This is a genomic window from Pseudomonas sp. LAIL14HWK12:I7 (assembly GCF_000483465.1).
In the GTDB taxonomy this organism is placed as follows: domain Bacteria; phylum Pseudomonadota; class Gammaproteobacteria; order Pseudomonadales; family Pseudomonadaceae; genus Aquipseudomonas; species Aquipseudomonas kermanshahensis.
On sequence record NZ_AXYZ01000009.1, the window covers coordinates 25,190 to 47,592 of the forward strand.

The 22,403-nt window shown below is 63.4% G+C and carries 19 protein-coding genes; 15 read left to right on the forward strand and 4 right to left on the reverse strand.

The window, feature by feature from the left end:
• Positions 1 to 6 precede the first annotated feature (6 nt).
• The 9 genes from murD (at position 7) to lpxC (ending at position 10,455) form a co-directional block, all read left to right on the forward strand.
• The gene (gene murD / locus D886_RS0111185; RefSeq protein ID WP_027594014.1) at positions 7 to 1,353 is read left to right on the forward strand and encodes a UDP-N-acetylmuramoyl-L-alanine--D-glutamate ligase; all 1,347 of its coding nucleotides are present in this window, start codon (positions 7 to 9) and stop codon (positions 1,351 to 1,353) included.
• Positions 1,350 to 2,564 carry a putative lipid II flippase FtsW gene (gene ftsW / locus D886_RS0111190; protein WP_027594015.1) on the forward strand — a complete coding sequence of 405 codons (1,215 nt, stop codon included), beginning with the start codon at positions 1,350 to 1,352 and terminating at the stop codon, positions 2,562 to 2,564. The genes murD and ftsW overlap by 4 nt, the downstream gene beginning before the upstream one ends.
• On the forward strand, positions 2,554 to 3,633 hold the full coding sequence (gene murG, locus D886_RS0111195) for an undecaprenyldiphospho-muramoylpentapeptide beta-N-acetylglucosaminyltransferase (RefSeq protein ID WP_027594016.1): 1,080 nt from the start codon (positions 2,554 to 2,556) through the stop codon (positions 3,631 to 3,633). The genes ftsW and murG overlap by 11 nt, the downstream gene beginning before the upstream one ends.
• Positions 3,626 to 5,074 carry a UDP-N-acetylmuramate--L-alanine ligase gene (murC, locus tag D886_RS0111200; protein WP_027594017.1) on the forward strand — a complete coding sequence of 483 codons (1,449 nt, stop codon included), beginning with the start codon at positions 3,626 to 3,628 and terminating at the stop codon, positions 5,072 to 5,074. The genes murG and murC overlap by 8 nt, the downstream gene beginning before the upstream one ends.
• A complete protein-coding gene (locus tag D886_RS0111205; RefSeq protein ID WP_027594018.1) occupies positions 5,071 to 6,027 on the forward strand; it encodes a D-alanine--D-alanine ligase in 957 nt (318 codons plus the stop codon). The genes murC and D886_RS0111205 overlap by 4 nt, the downstream gene beginning before the upstream one ends.
• Positions 6,028 to 6,032: 5 nt before the next feature.
• A complete protein-coding gene (locus D886_RS0111210; RefSeq protein WP_027594019.1) occupies positions 6,033 to 6,902 on the forward strand; it encodes a cell division protein FtsQ/DivIB in 870 nt (289 codons plus the stop codon).
• 14 nt (positions 6,903 to 6,916) lie between these two features.
• Entirely contained in the window at positions 6,917 to 8,179 is a 1,263-nt protein-coding gene (gene ftsA / locus D886_RS0111215) for a cell division protein FtsA (protein ID WP_027594020.1), read from the forward strand.
• Between the two features lie 55 nt (positions 8,180 to 8,234).
• The gene (gene ftsZ, locus D886_RS0111220; RefSeq protein WP_003251871.1) at positions 8,235 to 9,431 is read left to right on the forward strand and encodes a cell division protein FtsZ; all 1,197 of its coding nucleotides are present in this window, start codon (positions 8,235 to 8,237) and stop codon (positions 9,429 to 9,431) included.
• A gap of 112 nt (positions 9,432 to 9,543) precedes the next feature.
• Positions 9,544 to 10,455, forward strand: a complete 912-nt coding sequence (gene lpxC, locus D886_RS0111225; RefSeq protein ID WP_027594021.1) for a UDP-3-O-acyl-N-acetylglucosamine deacetylase — start codon at positions 9,544 to 9,546, stop codon at positions 10,453 to 10,455.
• A gap of 52 nt (positions 10,456 to 10,507) precedes the next feature.
• Here lpxC and D886_RS0111230 read toward each other — a convergent pair whose 3' ends face one another.
• Positions 10,508 to 10,963: a DUF721 domain-containing protein gene (locus D886_RS0111230; protein WP_027594022.1), complete on the reverse strand. Its 456-nt coding sequence runs from the start codon at positions 10,961 to 10,963 to the stop codon at positions 10,508 to 10,510.
• A gap of 308 nt (positions 10,964 to 11,271) precedes the next feature.
• Here D886_RS0111230 and secA point away from each other — a divergent pair, with 308 nt between their 5' ends.
• From secA to D886_RS0111255, 4 genes are all read left to right on the forward strand, one after another.
• Entirely contained in the window at positions 11,272 to 14,007 is a 2,736-nt protein-coding gene (secA, locus tag D886_RS0111240) for a preprotein translocase subunit SecA (protein WP_027594023.1), read from the forward strand.
• 193 nt (positions 14,008 to 14,200) lie between these two features.
• Positions 14,201 to 15,418, forward strand: a complete 1,218-nt coding sequence (gene argJ / locus D886_RS0111245; RefSeq protein ID WP_027594024.1) for a bifunctional glutamate N-acetyltransferase/amino-acid acetyltransferase ArgJ — start codon at positions 14,201 to 14,203, stop codon at positions 15,416 to 15,418.
• 136 nt (positions 15,419 to 15,554) lie between these two features.
• Positions 15,555 to 16,187 carry a glutathione S-transferase family protein gene (locus D886_RS0111250; protein ID WP_027594025.1) on the forward strand — a complete coding sequence of 211 codons (633 nt, stop codon included), beginning with the start codon at positions 15,555 to 15,557 and terminating at the stop codon, positions 16,185 to 16,187.
• Positions 16,184 to 17,128: a Nudix family hydrolase gene (locus D886_RS0111255; RefSeq protein ID WP_027594026.1), complete on the forward strand. Its 945-nt coding sequence runs from the start codon at positions 16,184 to 16,186 to the stop codon at positions 17,126 to 17,128. The genes D886_RS0111250 and D886_RS0111255 overlap by 4 nt, the downstream gene beginning before the upstream one ends.
• 140 nt (positions 17,129 to 17,268) lie before the next feature.
• Here the strand turns inward: D886_RS0111255 and D886_RS0111260 are convergent, their stop codons facing one another.
• The 3 genes from D886_RS0111260 to D886_RS0111270 are packed head-to-tail and all read right to left on the reverse strand — an operon-like array spanning position 17,269 to position 20,824.
• Complete coding sequence (locus tag D886_RS0111260) at positions 17,269 to 17,835, reverse strand: cob(I)yrinic acid a,c-diamide adenosyltransferase (RefSeq protein ID WP_027594027.1); 567 nt, start codon at positions 17,833 to 17,835, stop codon at positions 17,269 to 17,271.
• 1 nt (position 17,836) lies between these two features.
• Positions 17,837 to 19,867, reverse strand: a complete 2,031-nt coding sequence (locus tag D886_RS0111265) for an ATP-binding protein (protein ID WP_027594028.1) — start codon at positions 19,865 to 19,867, stop codon at positions 17,837 to 17,839.
• A gap of 39 nt (positions 19,868 to 19,906) precedes the next feature.
• Positions 19,907 to 20,824, reverse strand: coding sequence for a putative 2-dehydropantoate 2-reductase (locus D886_RS0111270; RefSeq protein ID WP_027594029.1), 918 nt, complete (start codon positions 20,822 to 20,824; stop codon positions 19,907 to 19,909).
• Positions 20,825 to 20,924: 100 nt separating this feature from the next.
• Between D886_RS0111270 and D886_RS0111275 the strand changes: the two genes are divergently transcribed.
• A complete protein-coding gene (locus D886_RS0111275; RefSeq protein WP_027594030.1) occupies positions 20,925 to 21,410 on the forward strand; it encodes a YajQ family cyclic di-GMP-binding protein in 486 nt (161 codons plus the stop codon).
• Positions 21,411 to 21,524: 114 nt separating this feature from the next.
• Complete coding sequence (locus tag D886_RS0111285) at positions 21,525 to 22,367, forward strand: mechanosensitive ion channel family protein (protein WP_027594031.1); 843 nt, start codon at positions 21,525 to 21,527, stop codon at positions 22,365 to 22,367.
• Positions 22,368 to 22,403 lie beyond the last annotated feature (36 nt).

Genomic DNA, 22,403 nt, shown 5'->3' on the forward strand with positions numbered 1-22,403 from the left:
ATGAGCGTGTCACTGATCGCTTCCGACCAATTCCGCATCGTTGTCGGCCTCGGCAAGAGCGGCATGTCCCTGGTTCGCTTCCTGGCGAGCCGGGGCATTGCCTTTGCGGTCGCCGACACCCGCGAGCAACCGCCGGAACTGGACACCCTGCGCCGTGATTACCCGCAGGTGGAAGTGCGCTGTGGCGAGCTGGACGTGGACTTCCTGTGCCGCGCCAACGAACTGTACGTGAGCCCGGGCCTGGCCTTGTCCACCCCGGCGCTGCAACAGGCTGCGGCACGGGGTGTGGCCCTGTCGGGCGACATCGAGCTGTTCGCCCGCCATGCCAAAGCGCCAATCATCGCCATCAGCGGCTCCAACGCAAAAAGCACAGTCACCACCCTGGTCGGCGAAATGGCTGCCAAGGCGGGCAAGCGCGTGGCCGTGGGCGGTAACCTCGGCACGCCAGCCCTGGACCTGCTGAGCGATGAGGTGGAGCTGTATGTGCTGGAGCTGTCCAGCTTCCAGCTGGAAACCACAGACCAGCTCAACGCCGAAGTCGCCACCGTGCTGAACATCAGCGAAGACCACATGGACCGCTACAGCGGCCTGCCGGCTTATCACCTGGCCAAGCACCGCATCTTCCGGGGCGCTCATCAGGTGGTGGTAAACCGCCAGGACGCGCTGAGCCGGCCATTGCCGGTCGAAGGCCGGCCGTGCTGGAGCTTTGGCCTGAACCAACCGGACTTCAAGGCCTTCGGCCTGCGTGAGGTCGATGGCGAGAAGTACCTGGCCTTCGAATTCCAGAACCTGATGCCCGTGCGCGAACTGAAAATTCGCGGTTCGCACAACCACAGCAACGCCCTCGCAGCCCTGGCCCTCGGCCATGCCGCAGGCTTGCCGTTTGCACCGATGCTCGACGCCCTGCGCGAGTTTGGTGGCCTGGCCCATCGTTGCCAGTGGGTGCGCGAGCGCAATGGTGTCAATTGGTACGACGACTCCAAGGCCACCAACGTCGGTGCTGCGCTGGCGGCCATCGAAGGCCTGGGCGCGGATATCGCCGGCAAGCTGGTGTTGATCGCCGGCGGTGACGGCAAAGGTGCTGACTTTGCCGCGCTGCGTGAGCCAGTGGCGCGCTTCTGCCGTGCGGTGGTGCTGTTGGGCCGTGATGCCGAGCGCCTCGCCGAAGCGTTGGGCGAAGGTGTACCGCACGTGCGGGTCAAGACCCTGGAAGAGGCCGTCGAGCAGTGCGCCGCCCTGGCTCAGCCGGGTGATGCCGTGCTGTTGTCGCCGGCCTGCGCCAGCCTCGACATGTTCAAGAACTTTGAAGAACGCGGGCGCCTGTTCGCCCAAGCGGCGGGAGGGCTGGCATGATCTTCGGCATCTTCAAGCCGTACCCGTCGCCGCTGATCAGCGGCCGTGGCATCGACCTCGACTTCGCCATGCTTGCCGGCTGCCTGGCATTGCTGGGCCTGGGCCTGGTGATGATCACCTCGGCGTCCTCGGAAGTGGCCGCGGTGCAGTCGGGTAACCCGCTTTACCACATGTTCCGTCACCTGGTGTACGTGGTCATCGGCCTGGTCGCCTGCGGCGCCACCATGCTGGTGCCGATTGCCACCTGGCAGCGCATGGGCTTCATGATGCTGCTGGGCGCTTTCGGCCTGCTGGTGCTGGTGCTGGTGCCGGGTATCGGCCGGGAAGTGAACGGTTCCATGCGCTGGATCGGTTTCAGCTTCTTCAACGTGCAGCCGTCGGAGATCGCCAAAGTCTTCGTGGTCATCTACCTGGCCGGCTACTTGGTGCGCCGGCAGACCGAGGTGCGCGAGAGCTGGATGGGCTTCTTCAAACCGTTCATCGTACTGCTGCCGATGGCTGGCCTGCTGCTGATGGAGCCGGACTTCGGTGCCACCGTGGTGATGATGGGCGCTGCGGCGGCCATGTTGTTCCTCGGCGGGGTGGGGTTGTTCCGCTTCAGTTTGATGGTGGTGCTGGCGGTGGTCGCGGTGTTTGTCCTGGTGCAGGCCCAGCCGTACCGGATGGCACGTTTGATCACCTTTACCGACCCCTGGTCCGACCAGTTCGGCTCGGGCTACCAGTTGACCCAGGCCTTGATCGCTTTCGGCCGCGGTGAGTGGCTGGGCGTTGGCCTGGGCAACAGCGTACAGAAGCAGTTCTACCTGCCCGAGGCGCACACTGACTTCGTGTTCTCGGTGCTGGCTGAAGAGCTCGGCGTGGTCGGCTCGCTGGTCACCATCGCACTGTTCGTTTTCGTCACCGTGCGCGCCCTGTACATCGGCCTGTGGGCCGAAAAGGCCAAGCAGTTCTTCGCCGCCTACATGGCATTCGGCCTGGCCTTCCTGTGGATCGGCCAGTTCCTGATCAATATCGGCGTGAACGTCGGCCTGCTGCCGACCAAGGGCCTGACCTTGCCGTTCCTCAGTTACGGGGGCAGCTCGCTGGTGATCTGTTGCGCCTGCGTGGGCTTGCTGCTGCGTATCGAGTGGGAGAGCCGCACGCACCTGGGCAGCGAGGAACACGAATTCAACGAAAGCGATTTTGCCGAGGAGACCAGTCATGGCCGCTGACGGCAAAAACGTACTGATCATGGCAGGCGGTACCGGGGGCCACGTGTTCCCGGCCCTGGCCTGCGCCCGGGAATTCCAGGCACGGGGTTACAACGTGCACTGGCTGGGCACGCCGAAAGGCATCGAGAACGAACTGGTGCCCCAGGCCGGTCTGCCGTTGCACCTCATCCAGGTCAGCGGCCTGCGCGGCAAGGGCAAGCTGTCGCTGCTCAAGGCGCCGTTCACCCTGGTCAAGGCGGTGCTGCAGGCACGGCGCATCATTCGTCAGCTCAAGCCTGTGTGCGTGCTGGGCTTCGGCGGCTACGTGACCGGGCCGGGCGGTGTGGCCGCGCGGCTGTGCGGTGTGCCGCTGGTCATTCACGAACAGAATGCGCGCGCGGGTACCGCCAATCGGTTGCTGGTGCCACTCTCGGCACGCGTCTGCGAAGCTTTCCCGAACACCTTCGCGGCCAGCGAAAAACGCCGCACCACCGGCAACCCGGTGCGCCCGGAGCTGTTCATGGACGCGCAACGCGCACCCTTGGCCGAACGCCGTGCACGCCTGCTTGTGCTCGGGGGCAGCCTGGGTGCGGAACCATTGAACAAATTGTTGCCTAAGGCCCTGTCTGAAGTGCCTGCAACACTGCGGCCAGAGGTGTTCCACCAGGCTGGCAAGCAACACGCGCCGATCACCGCCGAGCGTTATCACGAGGCGGGCGTCGAGGCTCAGGTAGAGCCTTTCATCAAGGACATGGCCCAAGCTTATGGCTGGGCCGACATCGTGGTGTGCCGGGCCGGTGCCCTGACCGTCAGCGAACTCGCGGCGGCGGGCCTGCCTTCGATGCTGGTGCCGTTGCCCCATGCGATCGACGATCACCAGACCCACAACGCCCACTATCTGGCTCGGGAAGGCGCTGCCTTCCTGATGCCACAAGCGACAACTGGCGCAGCGCAGCTCGCTGAACGCCTGAACGAGGTGCTGATGCAACCCGAGAAACTCAACACCATGGCTGGCACCGCACGGCGCCTGGCCAAACCTGCCGCAACCAGCACCGTGGTCGATATCTGCCTGGAGGTGGCCCATGGTTGAAAGCCAGAAAGCCATGCCGCAGCCAAAAATGGGCCGCATCCGTCGCATCCACTTCGTCGGTATCGGCGGAGTGGGCATGTGCGGCATCGCCGAAGTACTGCTGAACCTGGGCTATGAAGTGTCCGGTTCCGACCTCAAGGCCTCGCCGGTTACCGAGCGGCTGGAGTCGTTCGGCGCAGAGATCTTCGTTGGCCACCGTGCCGAAAACGCTGCCAACGCCGACGTACTGGTCGTGTCCAGCGCCATCAACCCGGCCAACCCGGAAGTCGCCACTGCCCTGGAACGTCGTATTCCGGTGGTGCCGCGTGCCGAGATGCTCGCCGAGCTGATGCGCTACCGCCATGGCGTGGCCGTTGCCGGCACGCACGGCAAGACCACCACCACCAGCCTGCTGGCCTCGGTGTTCGCCGCTGGCGGCCTGGACCCGACGTTCGTCATCGGCGGGCGCCTGACCGCAGCGGGCACCAATGCCCAGCTGGGCACCAGCCGCTACCTGATCGCCGAAGCGGACGAGAGCGACGCCAGCTTCCTGCACCTGCAACCGATGGTCGCCGTGGTCACCAACATCGACGCCGACCACATGGCCACCTATGAGGGTGACTTCAACAAACTGAAGAAAACCTTCGTCGAGTTCCTGCACAACCTGCCGTTCTATGGGTTGGCAGTGATGTGTCTGGACGACCCGGTGGTGCGCGAGATCCTGCCGCAGGTCAAACGCCCGACGGTCACCTACGGCTTCAGCGAAGAGGCCGACATCCGCGCCATCAATGTGCGCCAGCAGGGCATGCAGACGCACTTCACCGTGCTGCGCCGCGACTGCGAGCCGTTGGAGGTGTCGGTGAACATGCCCGGCAACCACAACGTGCTCAATGCCCTGGCAACCATTGCCATCGCCTCTGACGAAGGCATCAGCGACGAGGCCATCGTCCAGGGGCTGTCCGGCTTCCAGGGCGTTGGCCGACGCTTCCAGGTCTACGGCGAGCTGCCGGTCGACGGCGGCAGCGTGATGCTGGTCGACGATTACGGTCACCACCCGACTGAAGTGGCTGCGGTGATCAAGGCCGTGCGCGGGGGCTGGCCAAGCCGCCGCCTGGTGATTGTCTACCAGCCGCACCGTTACAGCCGCACCCGCGACCTGTACGACGACTTCGTACAAGTGCTGGGCGACGCCAACGTGCTGCTGCTGATGGAAGTCTACCCGGCCGGTGAAGAGCCGATTCCGGGTGCGGACAGCCGTCAGCTGTGCCACAGCATCCGCCAGCGCGGCAAGCTCGACCCGATCTACATCGAACGTGGCGCCGAGCTTGCGCCCCTGGTCCAGCCGCTGCTGCGTGCCGGCGACATCCTGCTGTGCCAGGGTGCCGGTGATGTCGGTGGCCTGGCCCCGCAATTGATGAAAAGCCCGCTGTTCGCTGGCGCCAAGCAGGAGAAGTCGAAATGACCAGCGCCTACGACAAGCTGCACTCGACCCTGGACGTCAAGGCGTTCGGCCGCGTCGCCGTGCTGTACGGCGGCAAGAGTGCCGAGCGTGAAGTCTCGCTCAAGTCCGGCGCCGCCGTGATCGACGCCTTGACCCGCGCCGGTGTCGACGTGGTTGCCATCGATGTGGGCGACGACCTGCTCGACCGCCTGCAACACGAGAAGATCGACCGCGCCTTCATCATCCTCCACGGCCGTGGCGGTGAAGACGGCAGCATGCAAGGCCTGCTCGAGTGCCTGGGCATCCCTTACACCGGCAGCGGCATCCTCGCGTCGGCCCTGGCCATGGACAAACTGCGCACCAAGCAGGTGTGGCAGAGCCTGGGCATTCCGACCCCGCGCCACGCGGTATTGGCCAGCGAAAGCGATTGTTTGAAGGCCAGTACGGAACTGGGCTTCCCGCTTATCGTCAAACCCGCCCATGAAGGCTCTAGCATCGGCATGGCCAAGGTGAACAGCGAGCAGGAACTGGTCGCCGCCTGGCAGGACGCCGCCAAATACGATTCCCAGGTACTGGTGGAGCAGTGGATCCACGGGCCGGAGTTCACCATCGCGGTACTGCGCGGCCAGGTGCTGCCGCCGATCGCCCTGGGTACGCCGCACGTGTTCTACGACTACGACGCCAAGTACATCGCCAACGATACCCAGTACCGCATCCCGTGCGGCCTGGACAGCGTCAAGGAACAGGAACTCATCGACCTGACCGCGCGCGCCTGCGATGCCATCGGCATCGAAGGCTGGGGGCGGTTGGATGTGATGCAGGACGAGCAGGGCCGGTTCTGGCTGCTCGAAGTCAACACCGCACCCGGCATGACTGATCATAGCCTGGTGCCCATGGCGGCCCGCGCGGCCGGCTTGGACTTCCAGCAATTGGTGCTGGCAATCCTGGCCGCCAGCGTCGAGACGCGAGGTTAACAGCCATGCAAGGCGCGATGTTACGTCATCAGCAACCCGCCACCGGCCGTAACAAGCCGGTGCCGCGTGGTGCCAGTCGAATGGTGGCCAAAGAGCCCATGTCGGCGCGCCTGCCCAAGGCCAACTTCAGTGGACTCAAGCGCCTGCTTTGGCCGGTGCTGCTGGTGGCAGCAGGCTTCGGCGCCTATGAAGGTGCCATTCGCCTGATGCCCTACGCCGACCGGCCGATCACCAAGATCGCGGTGCAGGGCGACCTCAGCTACATCAGCCAGCAGGCGGTGCAGCAGCGGATCGCCCCGTTCATGGCGGCGAGCTTCTTCAGTGTCGACCTGCCGGCGATGCGCGCAGAGCTCGAGCAGATGCCGTGGATCGCCCACGCCGAGGTGCGGCGCGTGTGGCCGGACGAGGTGGTGATCCGCCTGGAAGAACAGCTGCCAGTGGCACGCTGGGGTGATGAAGCCTTGCTCAATAACCAGGGCCAGGCCTTTACCCCGCGTGAGCTGGCCAACTATGAGCACCTGCCGCAGCTGTTTGGGCCGCAGCGTGCTCAGCAACAAGTCATGCAGCAGTATCAGGTATTGAGCCAGATGCTGCGCCCCATGGGCTTTTCCATCGCTCGCCTGGAACTGCGCGAGCGAGGCAGCTGGTTCCTGACCACCGGTGCGGGCAGCACCGGGCCAGGCATCGAACTGCTGTTGGGGCGCGACCATCTGGTGGAGAAGATGCGCCGTTTCATTGCCATTTACGACAAGACGCTTAAAGAGCAGATCACCAACATCGCCCGCATCGATCTGCGATACGCCAACGGACTTGCCGTTGGTTGGCGGGAACCGATTGCACCGACGACGGCCCAACCCGCCGTTGCGAAGAATTAGAGAGAGGCAGGACCATGGCAAACGCGCATAGCGGCAAAATGATCGTCGGGCTGGACATTGGCACCTCCAAGGTGGTGGCGCTGGTCGGCGAAGTGGGCGAAGACGGCACCCTGGAGATCGTCGGGATCGGTACCCATCCGTCCCGCGGCCTGAAGAAGGGCGTGGTGGTGAACATCGAGTCGACCGTGCAGTCGATCCAGCGCGCGGTAGAAGAAGCGCAGCTGATGGCGGGCTGCCGCATCCACTCGGCCTTCGTCGGCGTGGCGGGCAACCATATCCGCAGCCTGAACTCCCACGGCATTGTCGCCATTCGCGACCGTGAGGTCAGCGTTGCCGACCTTGAGCGCGTGCTCGACGCCGCCCAGGCCGTGGCCATCCCGGCCGATCAGCGCGTGCTGCACACCCTGCCGCAGGACTACGTGATCGACAACCAGGAAGGCGTGCGCGAGCCGCTGGGCATGTCCGGCGTGCGTCTGGAAGCCAAGGTCCACGTGGTCACCTGTGCGGTCAACGCGGCGCAGAACATCGAGAAGTGCGTACGCCGCTGCGGCCTGGAAATCGACGACATCATCCTTGAGCAGCTGGCTTCGGCCTACTCGGTGCTGACCGACGACGAAAAAGAGCTCGGCGTGTGCCTGGTGGACATCGGTGGCGGTACCACCGACATCGCCATCTTCACCGAAGGCGCGATCCGCCACACCGCGGTCATCCCGATTGCCGGCGACCAGGTGACCAACGACATCGCCATGGCCCTGCGCACTCCGACCCAGTACGCCGAAGAAATCAAGATCCGCTACGCCTGCGCACTGGCCAAGCTGGCCGGCGCCGGCGAAACCATCAAGGTGCCGAGCGTGGGTGATCGCCCACCGCGCGAGCTGTCGCGCCAGGCCCTGGCCGAGGTGGTGGAGCCGCGTTACGACGAGCTGTTCACCCTGATCCAGGCCGAACTGCGCCGTAGCGGCTACGAGGACCTGGTGCCGGCCGGCATCGTCCTGACCGGCGGCACCGCGAAGATGGAAGGCGCCGTTGAACTGGCCGAGGAAATCTTCCACATGCCGGTACGCCTGGGCGTACCGCACAGCGTTCGGGGGCTGAGCGACGTGGTGCGCAACCCGATCTATTCCACCGGCGTGGGCCTGCTCACCTACGGCCTGCTGAAGCAGTCCGAGGACATGGTCCTGACCGGTAACAGCAACAGCAGCAGCAACAGCTATGGCGATGAACCGAAGGCCCCAGTGCTTGAGCGCTTCAAGCGGTGGGTCCAGGGCAATTTCTAAGTTTCAAAGCAGTAGTGGTAGGCGCAACAACTAGAGAACTGTAAGGAGAGGGAAAATGTTCGAGCTCGTAGACAACGTCCCGCAAAGTCCGGTCATTAAAGTGATCGGCGTTGGCGGTGGTGGCGGCAACGCCGTCAACCACATGGTCAAAAGCAGCATCGAAGGCGTGGAATTCATCTGCGCCAACACGGATGCTCAGGCGCTGAAAAACATCGGCGCGCGCACCATCCTGCAATTGGGCACTGGCGTGACCAAAGGCCTGGGTGCAGGTGCCAATCCAGAAGTCGGCCGTCAGGCCGCGCTGGAAGACCGTGAGCGCATCGCCGAGGTGCTGCAGGGCACCAACATGGTGTTCATCACCACCGGCATGGGTGGCGGTACCGGTACCGGTGCAGCCCCGATCATCGCCGAAGTGGCGAAGGAAATGGGCATTCTCACCGTCGCCGTGGTGACCCGTCCGTTCCCGTTCGAAGGTCGCAAACGTATGCAGATCGCCGATGAAGGCATCCGCATGCTGGCCGAGAGCGTCGACTCGCTGATCACCATCCCCAACGAGAAGCTGCTGACCATCCTGGGCAAGGATGCCAGCCTGCTGTCCGCCTTTGCCAAGGCTGACGACGTGCTGGCCGGTGCCGTGCGCGGTATCTCCGACATCATCAAGCGCCCTGGCATGATCAACGTCGACTTCGCCGACGTGCGTACCGTGATGGGTGAGATGGGCATGGCGATGATGGGTACTGGCTGCGCCAGCGGCCCAAACCGTGCGCGTGAAGCCACCGAGGCGGCGATCCGCAACCCGTTGCTCGAAGACGTCAACCTGCAGGGCGCCCGCGGCATCCTGGTGAACATCACCGCCGGCCCTGACCTGTCGCTGGGTGAGTACTCCGACGTAGGTAGCATTATCGAAGCCTTCGCCTCTGACCACGCGATGGTCAAGGTCGGCACCGTGATCGACCCAGACATGCGCGATGAGCTGCACGTCACCGTGGTCGCCACTGGCCTGGGCGCACGCATCGAGAAGCCGGTCAAGGTGGTGGACAACACCCTGCAGACCGCTCAACAGGCGTACGAGGCTTCCAACCCGGCACCGGTTCGCCAGGAGCAGCCTGCGGTCAACTACCGTGACCTGGAGCGCCCGACTGTAATGCGCAACCAGGCCCATGCAGGTGCCGCCGCGGCAGCTAAACTCAACCCTCAGGATGACCTGGACTACCTTGATATCCCGGCTTTCCTGCGTCGTCAGGCTGATTAATGGAATTTATCAGGGGTATAAAGGTGATTGGTATTCAGCAAAGGTCGGGTCTGTTATCATCCCCAGCCTTTGTTGATACCTGTTCGCAATTTGCGCTGAAGCGGCCAATGCCATGATTAAACAACGCACCCTGAAGAATACCATCCGTGCCACAGGTGTCGGTCTGCACTCCGGGGAGAAGGTATACCTGACCCTCAAGCCTGCACCTGTTGACACCGGCATCGTCTTCCGCCGCGCTGATCTCGACCCTGTGGTCGAAATCGCAGCGCGTGCGGCCAACGTTGGCGAGACAACCATGTCGACGACGTTGGTCAACGGTGACGTCAAGGTCGATACGGTCGAGCACCTGCTCTCCGCCATGGCGGGCCTGGGCATCGATAACGCCTACGTCGAGCTCTCCGCCTCGGAAGTGCCGATCATGGATGGCAGCGCCGGACCCTTTGTATTCCTGATTCAGTCTGCCGGCCTGGAAGAACAGGACGCAGCCAAGAAGTTCATCCGCATCCTGCGCGAAGTGACAGTGGAGGAGGGCGACAAGCGCGCTACCTTCCTGCCTTTCGACGGGTTCAAGGTGAGCTTCGAGATCGACTTCGATCACCCGGTCGTCAGCGGCCGGACCCAGAGCGCCAGTGTCGATTTTTCCAGCACGTCGTTCGTGAAAGAAGTCAGCCGTGCCCGCACCTTCGGTTTCATGCGGGACATCGAGTACCTGCGCAAGCATAACCTTGCGTTGGGCGGCAGTGTGGAAAACGCCATCGTGGTAGACGAGACAGGCGTGTTGAACGAAGACGGTCTTCGCTATGAAGACGAATTCGTGAAGCACAAGATTCTCGACGCCATCGGTGACCTCTACCTGCTGGGCAACAGCCTGATCGGCGAGTTCAAGGGCTACAAGTCCGGGCACGCGCTGAACAACCAACTGTTGCGCAAGCTCATTGCTGAAACCGATGCCTGGGAAGTGGTCACTTTCGAAGATGCCAGCACGGCACCGATCTCGTACATGCGCCCTGTTGCGGCCGTGTAAGTTCGAACACTCTCTAGTTCATTAAGGCCACCTTCGGGTGGCCTTTTTTATTTCAGCCTTTATCCCGGGCGTGGCTGGCAAGGCGTTCCAGGGCAGCGCGCAATTTCGGGTCGGCAATCCCCTCGGCGGTATCGCGAAGGCTTTCGGCGGCATTGCTCGACAGCGCCGCAGCATGCCCGCCACGCTTGGCAGGCACCAATGGCGGTTGCACCTTGTACAAGATGCGCCGCAGGTTGCCGAACGCTTCCATGGCCTGCAATTCGCGCATGAGGCGCTTTTGCTGATAGCGCAAGCGAGTAGCCCAATGGCCGTCGGTAACCACCAGCAACAATACGCCATCACGCCACGATGCCACGTGGCAGTGCTCGCGGGCAGCCGGTTGCAGCTGGCTTTCCAGCAGGCGCTGCAGGTGTTCCAGGCGTTCGGCCTGGTTCAGCAGCAGGCGCAGCGGGCGCACCTGGCGCAGCAGGGCGGACGGTAGCTGGGCAGGGGAGGGTTTGTAGGCCATGGTGGTCGCAGGAGGTTACAAGAGCGGCAGTTTAACACCTCTGTTGCCTGCACCGGCCTCTTCGCCGGTACAGACCACGCAAGGTAAGACTCATTCTCGATACGTTTCATCTTGCTGAGCCTTGAACTCAGGGAAAATGACCCTATCTAAGAAACGCCCCTGCCAAAACGCTGTATCAGCATCGTGGAAATCCACCACTTTCCTCACCATCGTTTCCGGGTAGAATGCTCGTTCGCATGCGGCCTCAGGGCTGCACGGGCGACTCATGGGGCCGCCCTCCATCCCTACGTGTGGAAGATCCTGCCGATATGTTTGCGCCTTTGTTAAAGAAACTTTTTGGAAGCAAGAATGAGCGTGAAGTCAAACGCATGCTCAAGACGGTGACTATCGTCAATGCCTTCGAAGAGAAGATGGTGGCCCTCTCCGATGAGCAACTGCGGGGCAAGACCGCAGAGTTCAAGGAGCGCTTGGCCAAAGGCGAGACACTGGACCAATTGCTGCCCGAAGCCTTCGCTGTCGCCCGTGAGGCCGGCAAGCGCGTCATGGGCATGCGCCACTTCGACGTGCAGCTGATCGGCGGCATGACCCTGCACGAGGGCATGATCGCAGAAATGCGCACCGGTGAAGGCAAGACCTTGGTCGGTACCCTGGCCGTCTACCTCAACGCATTGTCCGGCAAAGGCGTGCACGTGGTCACCGTCAACGACTACCTGGCCCGCCGTGACGCCAACTGGATGCGCCCGCTGTACGAGTTCCTCGGCCTGTCCGTGGGCATCGTCTCGGCCTTCCAGCCGCCGGAAGAAAAGCGCGCTGCCTACGCCTCCGACATCACCTACGGCACCAACAACGAATTCGGTTTCGACTACCTGCGCGACAACATGGCGTTCAGCCAGGAAGAGAAGTTCCAGCGTGAACTCAACTTCGCGGTGATCGACGAAGTCGACTCGATCCTCATCGACGAAGCCCGTACCCCGCTGATCATCTCTGGTCAGGCCGAGGACAGCTCCAAGCTGTACATCGAGATCAACCGCCTGATCCCACGCCTGACCCAGCACATCGAAGAAGTCGAAGGCCAGGTCACCCAGGAAGGCCACTTCACCATCGATGAGAAGAGCCGCCAGGTCGAACTCAACGAAGCCGGTCACCAGTTCATCGAAGAGATGCTCACCCAGGCTGGCCTGCTGGCCGAAGGCGAGAGCCTCTACTCGGCGCACAACCTGGGCCTGCTGACCCACGTCTACGCCGGCCTGCGCGCGCACAAACTGTTCCACCGTAACGTCGAGTACATCGTCCAGGATGGCCAAGTCCTGCTGATCGACGAGCACACCGGCCGTACCATGCCTGGCCGTCGCCTGTCCGAAGGCCTGCACCAGGCCATCGAGGCCAAAGAAAACCTGAACATTCAGGCCGAGAGCCAGACCCTGGCGTCGACCACCTTCCAGAACTACTTCCGTCTTTACACCAAGCTGTCCGGCATGACCGGTACCGCCGACACCGAAGCGTTCGAGTTCCAGTCGATCTACGGCCTCAACGTGATGGTGATCCCGCCGAACAAGCCGTTGGCGCGTAAGGACTTCAACGACCTGGTGTACCTGACCGCCGACGAGAAATACGCCGCGATCATTGCCGACATCAAAGAGAGCATGACCCAGGGCCGTCCGGTGCTGGTGGGTACCGCCACCATCGAGACCTCCGAGCACATGTCCAACCTTCTGCTGAAGGAAGGCATCGAGCACAAGGTGCTCAACGCCAAGTACCACGAGAAGGAAGCCGAGATCATCGCCCAGGCCGGTGCGCCAGGCGCGTTGACCATCGCCACCAACATGGCCGGCCGTGGTACCGACATTCTGCTGGGCGGTAACTGGGAGGCCGAAGTGGCCGTTCTGGACAACCCGACCCCTGAGCAGATCGCCCAGATCAAGGCCGACTGGCAGAAGCGTCACCAGCAGGTGATCGAGTCGGGCGGCCTGCACGTGATCGCTTCCGAGCGTCACGAGTCGCGCCGTATCGACAACCAGCTGCGTGGTCGTTCCGGCCGTCAGGGTGACCCGGGCTCCAGCCGCTTCTACCTGTCGCTCGAAGACAGCCTGATGCGCATCTTCGCCTCTGACCGGGTGAAGAACTTCATGAAGGCGCTGGGCATGCAGTCTGGCGAGGCGATCGAGCATCGCATGGTCACCAACGCCATCGAAAAAGCCCAGCGCAAGGTCGAGGGCCGCAACTTCGACATCCGCAAGCAGTTGCTTGAATACGATGACGTGGCCAACGAGCAGCGCAAGGTGATCTACCACATGCGCAACAGCCTGCTGGCGGCTGAGAACATTGGCGATACCATCGCCGAATTCCGCAAGGAAGTGCTGGACGCTACCATCAGCCAGCACATCCCGCCGCAATCGCTGCCCGAGCAGTGGGACGTGGCCGGCCTGGAAGCCTCGCTGTCGAGCGATTTCGCCATGAAGCTGCCGATCCAGCAATGGCTCGACGAGGACGACCACCTCTACGAAGAGACCCTGCGCGAGAAGCTGCTGAGCGAGATCACCAGCGCCTACACCGAGAAGGAAGACCAGGCCGGCATCGACGCCCTGCGTACCTTCGAGAAGCAGATTCTGCTGCGCGTGCTGGACGACCTGTGGAAAGACCACCTGTCGACCATGGACCACCTGCGCCACGGCATTCACCTGCGCGGTTATGCGCAGAAGAACCCGAAGCAGGAGTACAAGCGCGAGTCGTTCACCTTGTTCCAGGAGCTGCTCGAGTCGATCAAGCGCGACACCATCCGCGTGTTGTCGCACGTTCAGGTGCGCCGCGAAGACCCGATCGAAGAAGAAGCCCGCCTGCGCCGCGAAGCCGAAGAGCTGGCCAGCCGCATGCAGTTCCAGCATGCTGCCGCGCCAGGCCTTGAAAGCGAAGCGCTGAACGAGGAGGGCGCCGAAGTGGCCGTGGCCGCAGCGCCGGTGCGCAACGACCAGAAGCTGGGCCGTAACGAGCCATGCTGGTGCGGTTCGGGCAAGAAGTTCAAGCATTGCCACGGGCAGATCGAGTGATCTGAGCCAGTCGCAGTAACGTGACAAACGGGGCCGCTGTGCGGCCCATTCGCGGCACAAGGCCGCTCCCACAGGGACCGCACCGGCTCAGAAGGCTGCGCTTGCCCTGTGGGAGCGGCCTTGTGCCGCGAATGGGTCGCGAAGCGGCCCCGCTCTTCCATCATCATTTCACCGTTTTTCTAGGAGCGCTCTAATGGCTGTTGGTCTTGGTCCTTTGCCCACCCTGCACCCGGTTCCGGGTTTTGAACTCGGCATCGCTTCTGCCGGCATCAAGCGCCCTGGGCGCAAGGATGTGGTGGTCATGCGCTGTGCCGAAGGCTCCAGCGTCGCTGGCGTGTTCACCCTCAACGCCTTCTGCGCAGCACCGGTGATCCTCTCCAAGCAGCGTGTTCAGGGCACTGTGCGTTACCTGCTGACCAACACCGGCAACGCCAACGCCGGTACCGGTGCACCGGGCCTGGCCGCTGCCGAGCGCACCTGCGCCAAGCTTGCCGAGCTGACCGGCGTGCCGGCCGAGTCGGTATTGCCGTTCTCCACTGGCGTAATCGGCGAACCGCTGCCGGTCGAGAAGATCGAAGGCGCCCTGCAGGCCGCCCTGGACAACCTGTCGGAAAACAACTGGGCTGAAGCCGCCACCGGCATCATGACCACCGACACCCTGCCCAAGGGTGCCAGCCGCCAGTTCCAGCACGATGGCGTGACCGTGACCGTGACCGGCATCAGCAAAGGCGCCGGCATGATCCGCCCGAACATGGCCACCATGCTCGGCTACATCGCCACTGACGCCAAGGTCGCACCCAAGGTGCTCAAGGACCTGATGCTCGACGGCGCCAACAAGTCGTTCAACCGCATCACCATCGATGGCGACACCTCGACCAACGACTGCTGCATGCTGATCGCCACCGGCAAGGCCAACCTGCCTGAAGTCACCGAAGCCAGCGGTGCGCTGTTCGAAGCCCTGAAAAAGGCGGTGTTCGACGTGTGCATGGAGGTGGCCCAGGCCATCGTCCGTGATGGCGAAGGCGCCACCAAGTTCGTCACGGTGCAGGTCAACGGGGGTGGTAACCACCAGGAATGCCTGGACGTCGGTTACGCCGTCGCTCACTCGCCGCTGATCAAGACCGCGCTGTTCGCCTCTGACCCCAACTGGGGCCGCATCCTGGCCGCCGTCGGCCGTGCTGGCGTGCCGGAGCTGGATGTCAGCCTGATCGATGTGTACCTGGACAACGTCTGCATTGCCAGCCAAGGCGGGCGCAGCCCGAGCTACACCGAAGCGCAAGGCTCTGCGGTCATGGCCCAGGAAGAGATCACCATCCGCATCGAACTGGGCCGTGGTGCCTGCAGCGAAACCATCTGGACCACCGACCTGTCCCACGAGTACGTGAAGATCAACGCCGAATACCGCACCTGATTCAATTGGGGCCGCTTTGCGGCCCTTCGCGGCACAAGGCCGCTCCTACACCGGTCTGCGCTGTACCTGTAGGAGCGGCCTTGCTTCGCGAAGGGCTGGGAAGCAGCCCCAAAACCCCGACAAATGGAGCCGAACCATGAGCTATCACCTGATCATCGGCGACAAGCTGTACTCTTCCTGGTCGCTACGCGGCGCCCTGGCCCTTGAACTGGCCGGCGTCCCCTACGAAGAAACCCTGATCAAACTCAACCAGCCCGACACCCGTCAGCGCCTGCTTGCCTACTCTGCCACCGGCAAAGTGCCGCTGCTCAAGACCGCGCATGGCGTGATCGCCGACTCCCTGGCCATCGCCGAATACCTCAACGAACGCCACCCCGAAGCGCAGCTGTGGCCCGCCGACGTGGCCGCCCGTGCCCAAGCCCGTTCGGCCTGCGCGCAGATGCACAGCGGCTTCTTCGCCTTGCGCGGGGCGATGCCGTTCGATCTATCCCGTGACCAGGCCCTCGAGTCTGTGCCGCTGGAGGTGCAGATCGACATCGACCGTATCGTCGCGCTGTGGTCCGAATGCCGCCTGGTCGCCAAGGACACGGGCCCGTTCCTGTTCGGCAAGCCGACCCTGGTCGATGCCTACTTCGCCCCGGTGGCCGTGCGCTTGCGCAGCTACCGCGTCGAAGTCCCGGCAGAGGCGGCGGCTTACATCGAGACTATTTACCAATGGCCGGCGTTCAAAGCCTGGCAGCAGGCTGGCCTGGCGGAGCGCGAAGGGTGAAACGCATTCATGTAGCAGCAGCGGTGATCCGCGGTGCCGATGGCCGCATTCTGATTGCGCGGCGGGCAGATACCCAGCACCAGGGCGGCCTTTGGGAGTTCCCGGGTGGCAAGGTGGAAGAGGGCGAAAGCGTCGAGGCGGCGCTGGCCCGTGAGCTGCGCGAGGAACTGGGTATCGACGTGACCCGGTCGCGGGCGCTGATCAAGGTCAGCCATGACTACCCGGACAAACAGGTGCTGCTGGACGTTCGCGTTGTCGAAGCGTTCACGGGTGAACCCCATGGCGCCGAGGGCCAGCCTTTGGAGTGGGTAGCACCGCGCGACCTCGCGCAGTACGACTTCCCTGCCGCCAACAGGCCGATTGTTGCCGCTGCACGGCTGCCGGATCAGTACCTGATCACGCCGGAGGGCCTGGAAGTGCCGCAGATGCTCAAAGGCATACAGAAGGCCGTGGCCGACGGCACCCGGCTGATCCAGCTGCGAGCGCCGGACATGTACGACCCCAAGTATCGCGATGTGGCGGTGGATGCGGTCGGCCTGTGCGGTGGCAAGGCCCAGTTGATGCTCAAAGGGCCGCTGGAGTGGCTGGGCGACTTCCCGTCGGCTGGTTGGCACCTGACGGCTGCGCAGTTGCGCAAGTATGCGGCCAAGGGGCGACCGTTCCCTGAGCACCGCTGGTTGGCGGCGTCCTGCCACAGTGCCGAAGAGCTGGCATTGGCCGAGCAGATGGGGGTCGATTTTGTCACCTTGTCGCCGGTGCAGGCGACCCAGACGCATCCTGAAGCGGTGCCTTTGGGGTGGGAAGCGGCGCAGCGGGCGATTGCAGGTTTCAGCCGGCCAGTGTTCTTGCTGGGTGGGGTAGGGCCGGGTGATCGTGAGCGGGCCTGGGAGGCGGGCGCGCAGGGTGTGGCCGGGATCCGGGCGTTCTGGCCTGAGCTCTGAGTCGCTTGTGATTGGGGCCGCGGTGCGGCCCATTCGCGGGCAAGCCCGCTCCCACAGGTAACTGCGCAGGCTCAGACCTTGTCAGGGCCCGGTGGGAGCGGGCTTGCCCGCGAATGGGCTGCGTAGCAGCCCCAGCACGCTCAGCCCTGAGGCTTCTCAGCAGGCTGCCACAACACCTCGGCAACCCCCTGCCGCCGCCCAATGATCCGCGCTGCCACAAACAACAGATCCGACAGCCGGTTGATATACGCCAACCCAGCACCCTCCAACGGCTCCAGCGCATTCAGTTGCTGACACCGCCGCTCCGCACTGCGCGCCAGGCACCGGCACACATGCGCCTGCGCCACCAACGCCGAACCACTGGGCAGGATGAAATTCTTCAACGGCCCCAGCTCTTCGTTCCACTCGTCAATTGCCGCTTCCAGCCGCTCCACCTCGGCCTGGTTCAACGCCTGGTAGCTGGGCATTGCCAGCTCGCCACCGAGGTCGAACAAGCGGTGCTGACAGGGCGCAAGCACATCGCTCACTTCGTCCAGCCCCTGCTCAGCCAGGCCGGCGAGCAGCACCCCTAACTGGCTGTTGAGGCTATCCACCTCGCCGATGGCTTCGATACGCGGGTGGTCCTTGGGCACCCGGCGGCCGTCGCCCAGGCCGGTTTCGCCTTTGTCGCCAGTGCGGGTGTAGATCTTCGACAGGCGGTAGCCCATGTCATGCCTCCGTGGTGTTTGGTGCCGTCGCTGCCGGCTGGCCGAGGGGCAGGCGCAAGGTGAAGCAGGTGCCCTGGCCGGGCGTGGACTGCACCTCCATCTGCCCCTTGTGGTTGTTGGTGATGATGAAATACGAAACCGAAAGGCCAAGGCCTGTGCCCTGGCCGATCTCCTTGGTGGTGAAGAACGGCTCGAAGGTGCGCTTGCGCACCGCTTCAGGCATGCCCACGCCGTTGTCCTCGACCTGGATTTCGGCCCAGGGCGGGTTGAGCCGGGTGCGCAGGGTGATTCGGCCGGGCTCGCTGGGTTGCGGGCGCAGGTGGATGGCCTGGGCGGCATTTTTCAGCAGGTTGAGCAGCACTTGTTCCAGCTCGTTGGCGGTGCAAGGCACTGGCCCAAGGTTAGGGTCGAACTGGCGGACAATGGCCTGGCCCTTGAAGTCAAAGCCAATGGTCAGGTCGAAGTCGTTGCTGGCGATTTCCACAGCCTGGTCGATCAGCGCTGGCAGGTCGCAAGGTGCCAACTGGCGGTTGCTGCGGCGGCTGAAACTGAGCATGTGGGTGACTATCTTGGCCGCCCTGGCGCCGGCCTGTTGAATGCCGTCGAGCAGTTGCGGCACTTCGCGGCTTTCGAGGTAACGGTTGACGGTGGGCAGGTCGATGCCCAGCTCTTCGGCCTGCTCCTGGTTGCGCGGCAACTCCGGGGACAGGCGCCGACGAATATTCTGCACGTTATGCAGGATCGCCCCCAGCGGGTTGTTGATCTCGTGCGCCATGCCCGCGGCCAGGCCGCCCACCGAGAGCATCTTTTCCGATTGCACCATCATTTCTTCCAGTGACAGGCGCTGGGTAATGTCGTCGATGCGGATCACCACGCCGCGGCCGCCGCCGCCCATCAGCGGATAGAACGTCAGGGCGTAGTGGCGCAGGTCCTCGCCCTTGGGCCAGGTCACCCGCTCGATTTTCGCCACCCGGTGTTTCTCTACGGTTTCCTTGAGCTGCGGCAAAAACGGTTTGAGCGGCTCGAAGGCGATGAAGATCGGCTGGTTCAGCGCCTCGTCCAAGGGTGTTCCGGAGAGCACCGTGGCCTCGTGGTTCCACTGGGTGACGTAGAGCTGCTCGTCGAGGGCGATCAGCGCCGAGGGCATGGAGTCGATGATGCTGTTGAGGTAGTTCTGGAAGCCTGTGAGTTTTTTCTCGATCTTGCTACGCACCTGGACTTCCAGCTCCAGCTTGCGGTTGGTGTGGCGGGTTTCTTCGGCCAGGCCCTGGGCCTGGTCATAGGCGGTCTGGAATTCGTCGCGGGTGCGCTTGAGCTGCTGCTCGCGGGCCTCGATGCGCGAGAGCATGGTGTTGAAGGCCTCGGCCAGGCTGCCGATTTCGTCATCGTTGCCGCGGCGGGCACGCAGGGCGTAGCTTTCTTCGCGGGTGACCTGGCGGCTGAGCTCTTCGAGCTGGTTGATCGGCTGGGTGATCAGGCGCTTGATCTGCCGCGCAACGACAATCCACAGCAGGATGCTGAACACCAGGATACCGAGGCTGGCACTGAGCGTGCCGGTGTAGAAGGCGGTCGGCAGTTCGCTGCTGGCCACCAGCAGCAGGTGGGCAGGTGGGTCGGCTTCGCGGGGGATGCGAATCAACTGCGTGCTGCGAAATTCCATCAGGCGCCAGCCGTCGATGTTGCGAAAGCGCTTGGGCAACGCCAGCGGTTCGCCGTGCTGCAGCTGCGCCAGCATACGGCCGTCACCGCCGTAGACGGCGGCGGCGCGCAGTGGCATGTAGCTGTCCAGCTCTTTGAGCAGTGCATTGGCACTGTTTGCGCTGTCGCCGGCACGCGCCGACAGCTGCGGGTTGGCGATCAGTCGGCCGATGGTCTGCAGCGCCTGGGGCGCCATGCTCTCCTGGGTGATCCAGTAGGCGGCGCTGATGAAGGTCAGGTTGGCCACCAACAGAATGGTCACCAGCAGCACCAGCAGGGCCGCCAGCAGCTTTTGCCCGACCGGGAGGTTTTCCAGGCGTTGGCGCAGGGTCATGGGCAAGGCAGTGTCCGTATCCGGTTGAAAGGGCCAGCGTCAGGCGCTGGGCAAGCCGCGTGCCTGCAGGTTATCGACCAGTCGCTGGTGCAGGCGTTCCAGCTCCGGCAATGCCACACCATGCCGCTCGGCGGCGCGGCACACATGGCCGAGCAGGTAATGGACCTCGGTACGTCGGCCTGCGCGCACGTCCTGGTACATGGAAGAGTAGTTGGCGGCGGTGGCGAGGATCACCCGTTGCACTTCTTCGTCCAGGTCCTCGGCAGCTTGGGGTTGGCCACAGCTGTGCAGCAGCTTAGCCAGCTCGTCGCACAGGGCGGTCACTTCGGCCAAGTGCTCCAGCAGGCCGCCATTACGACACTCATGCAGCACGGTCAGCGGGTTGATCGCGCAATTGAGTGCCAGCTTGCGCCACAGCCGGGTGAGGATATCCACGGTCCATTCGGCCGGGATACCGGCATCGTGCAGGTCATCGAACCACGCCGGGATCCCGGGTTTGAGTGGGTCACCCAGCCAGTTGAAGCCGTGGCCGGCGAAGCGCACCTGCCAATCGCCCTCGCGGAACGCCCCTTCGGTGCTGGAGGCGAAGATGCAACGGGCATGGGGCACCTGGTCGGCGACCTCGTCCTGGCTGCCCAGGCCGTTCTGCAGCAGCACCAGCTCTGCACCTTCGGCCAGCCGCGGTGCCAGGCGCTTGATGGCCGGCGCCGCGTCGTACGCCTTGCAGGCCACCAGCAGGCGGTGAATAGGACCATGGGCGTCGGCCGTTTCGGCGGGGATCGCGTAATGCCTGGAGGTGTCCTGCTCGAACAAGGTCAGGCCGCCCACACGTTGATAGGCCAGCAGCCGCTGCTCGTCGCGCAGGATCAAACGTACCGCCTTGCCGGCGCGCGCCAGGCGGCAAGCCCACAGGCTGCCCAGGCTACCCGCGCCGAGAATATGCCAGGTGCTGCTCATATGCGTTTCGCAACCCGTTATAATGAGCCCGCATTTTAACCATCTAACTCAGCGTGCTCCATCTTCAGGCCGAGCGCGCTTTTATTTTTGGAGAATACCCATGCCTTCGTTCGACGTGGTATCGGAACTGGACAAGCACGAAGTGCAGAACGCTGTAGACAACGCCGTCAAGGAGCTCGATCGCCGTTTTGACCTCAAGGGCAAGGGCAGCTTCGAGTTCAAGGACAAGGAACAGACCGTGCTGCTGACCGCCGAGGCCGAATTCCAGCTCGAGGCGATGATCGAGATCCTGCGCGGTGCGCTGGTCAAGCGCAAGATCGATGTCAAATGCTTGGAAACCAAGGATGCCTATGCGTCCGGCAAAGAAATGAAACAGGAAGCCAAGTTCCGCGAAGGCATCGACAAAGAGCTGGCGAAGAAGATCGTCGCCCACATCAAGGATGCCAAGCTCAAGGTCCAGGCTTCCATCCAGGGTGAGCAGGTGCGTGTCACCGGCAAGAAGCGTGACGACCTGCAAGAGGCGATCGCTGCCCTGCGCGCCAAGGAATTCGACATGCCGCTGCAGTTCAACAACTTCCGCGATTGATCGAAGCGTCACCAGGAACCTCGATGGCGTAATGATGTCCATGGGGGCCGTGGCCGCGGAAATGCCCGCGGCCAGTTTTACCGTGCACATGCCGTTCGGCATCAGGAGATGAACATGGATTTGAACGCTGAAGTCGATCAGCTGGTCCGCCAATCCCAAGCCTGGGTCCCGTTGATCATGGAGTACGGCAGCCGCGTGTGCCTGGCGTTGCTGACCCTGGCCATCGGCTGGTGGGTCATCAACAAGGTCAGCGCGCGCTTGGGCAAGCTGGTCGGCCTGCGCAATGCCGACCTGGCATTGCAGGGGTTCATCAGCACCCTGGCCAATATCATCCTGAAGATCCTGCTGTTCGTCAGCGTGGCGTCGATGATCGGCATCGAGACCACCTCCTTCGTTGCGGCTATCGGTGCTGCCGGCCTGGCCATTGGCCTGGCGTTGCAGGGTAGCCTGGCGAACTTTGCCGGCGGTGTGTTGATCTTGATGTTCCGCCCGTTCCGCATTGGCGATTGGATCGAAGCGCAGGGTGTCAGCGGCACCGTGGACAGCATCCAGATCTTCCACACCGTGCTGCGCACCGGTGACAACAAGACGGTGATCATGCCTAACGGCAGCCTGTCCAACGGCATCATCACCAACACCAACCGCCAGCCGACCCGCAAAGTGGTGTTCGACGTGGGCGTGGATTACGAGGCCGACCTGCAAAAGGCGCGCAACGTGCTGCTGGAACTGGCGCAGGACCCGCGTGTGCTGGCCGACCCGGCACCGCAGGCGGTGATTTCGACGCTGGGCGACAGTTCGATCACCGTGTCGCTGCGTATTTGGACCAAGACGTCCGACTATTGGGATGTGATGTTCATGCTCAACGAGCATGCCCGTGACCGGTTGAAGGCCGAGGGCATCGATATTCCGTTTCCGCAGCGAGTGATTCGTGTGGTGCAGGAGACGGCTACCCAGTAACACTGCTGTTCAAATAAGCCGGGGCCGCTGCGCGCC

What these genes read in the sequence shown, in the direction of transcription:
- ftsW (WP_027594015.1), top strand. Translation starts at nt 1,350, where the DNA reads ATGATCTTCGGCATCTTCAAGCCGTACCCGTCGCCGCTGATCAGCGGC.
- murG (WP_027594016.1), top strand. Translation starts at nt 2,554, where the DNA reads ATGGCCGCTGACGGCAAAAACGTACTGATCATGGCAGGCGGTACCGGG.
- murC (WP_027594017.1), top strand. Translation starts at nt 3,626, where the DNA reads ATGGTTGAAAGCCAGAAAGCCATGCCGCAGCCAAAAATGGGCCGCATC.
- D886_RS0111205 (WP_027594018.1), top strand. Translation starts at nt 5,071, where the DNA reads ATGACCAGCGCCTACGACAAGCTGCACTCGACCCTGGACGTCAAGGCG.
- D886_RS0111210 (WP_027594019.1), top strand. Translation starts at nt 6,033, where the DNA reads ATGCAAGGCGCGATGTTACGTCATCAGCAACCCGCCACCGGCCGTAAC.
- ftsA (WP_027594020.1), top strand. Translation starts at nt 6,917, where the DNA reads ATGGCAAACGCGCATAGCGGCAAAATGATCGTCGGGCTGGACATTGGC.
- ftsZ (WP_003251871.1), top strand. Translation starts at nt 8,235, where the DNA reads ATGTTCGAGCTCGTAGACAACGTCCCGCAAAGTCCGGTCATTAAAGTG.
- lpxC (WP_027594021.1), top strand. Translation starts at nt 9,544, where the DNA reads ATGATTAAACAACGCACCCTGAAGAATACCATCCGTGCCACAGGTGTC.
- D886_RS0111230 (WP_027594022.1), bottom strand. Translation starts at nt 10,963, where the DNA reads ATGGCCTACAAACCCTCCCCTGCCCAGCTACCGTCCGCCCTGCTGCGC.
- secA (WP_027594023.1), top strand. Translation starts at nt 11,272, where the DNA reads ATGTTTGCGCCTTTGTTAAAGAAACTTTTTGGAAGCAAGAATGAGCGT.
- argJ (WP_027594024.1), top strand. Translation starts at nt 14,201, where the DNA reads ATGGCTGTTGGTCTTGGTCCTTTGCCCACCCTGCACCCGGTTCCGGGT.
- D886_RS0111250 (WP_027594025.1), top strand. Translation starts at nt 15,555, where the DNA reads ATGAGCTATCACCTGATCATCGGCGACAAGCTGTACTCTTCCTGGTCG.
- D886_RS0111260 (WP_027594027.1), bottom strand. Translation starts at nt 17,835, where the DNA reads ATGGGCTACCGCCTGTCGAAGATCTACACCCGCACTGGCGACAAAGGC.
- D886_RS0111265 (WP_027594028.1), bottom strand. Translation starts at nt 19,867, where the DNA reads ATGACCCTGCGCCAACGCCTGGAAAACCTCCCGGTCGGGCAAAAGCTG.
- D886_RS0111270 (WP_027594029.1), bottom strand. Translation starts at nt 20,824, where the DNA reads ATGAGCAGCACCTGGCATATTCTCGGCGCGGGTAGCCTGGGCAGCCTG.
- D886_RS0111275 (WP_027594030.1), top strand. Translation starts at nt 20,925, where the DNA reads ATGCCTTCGTTCGACGTGGTATCGGAACTGGACAAGCACGAAGTGCAG.
- D886_RS0111285 (WP_027594031.1), top strand. Translation starts at nt 21,525, where the DNA reads ATGGATTTGAACGCTGAAGTCGATCAGCTGGTCCGCCAATCCCAAGCC.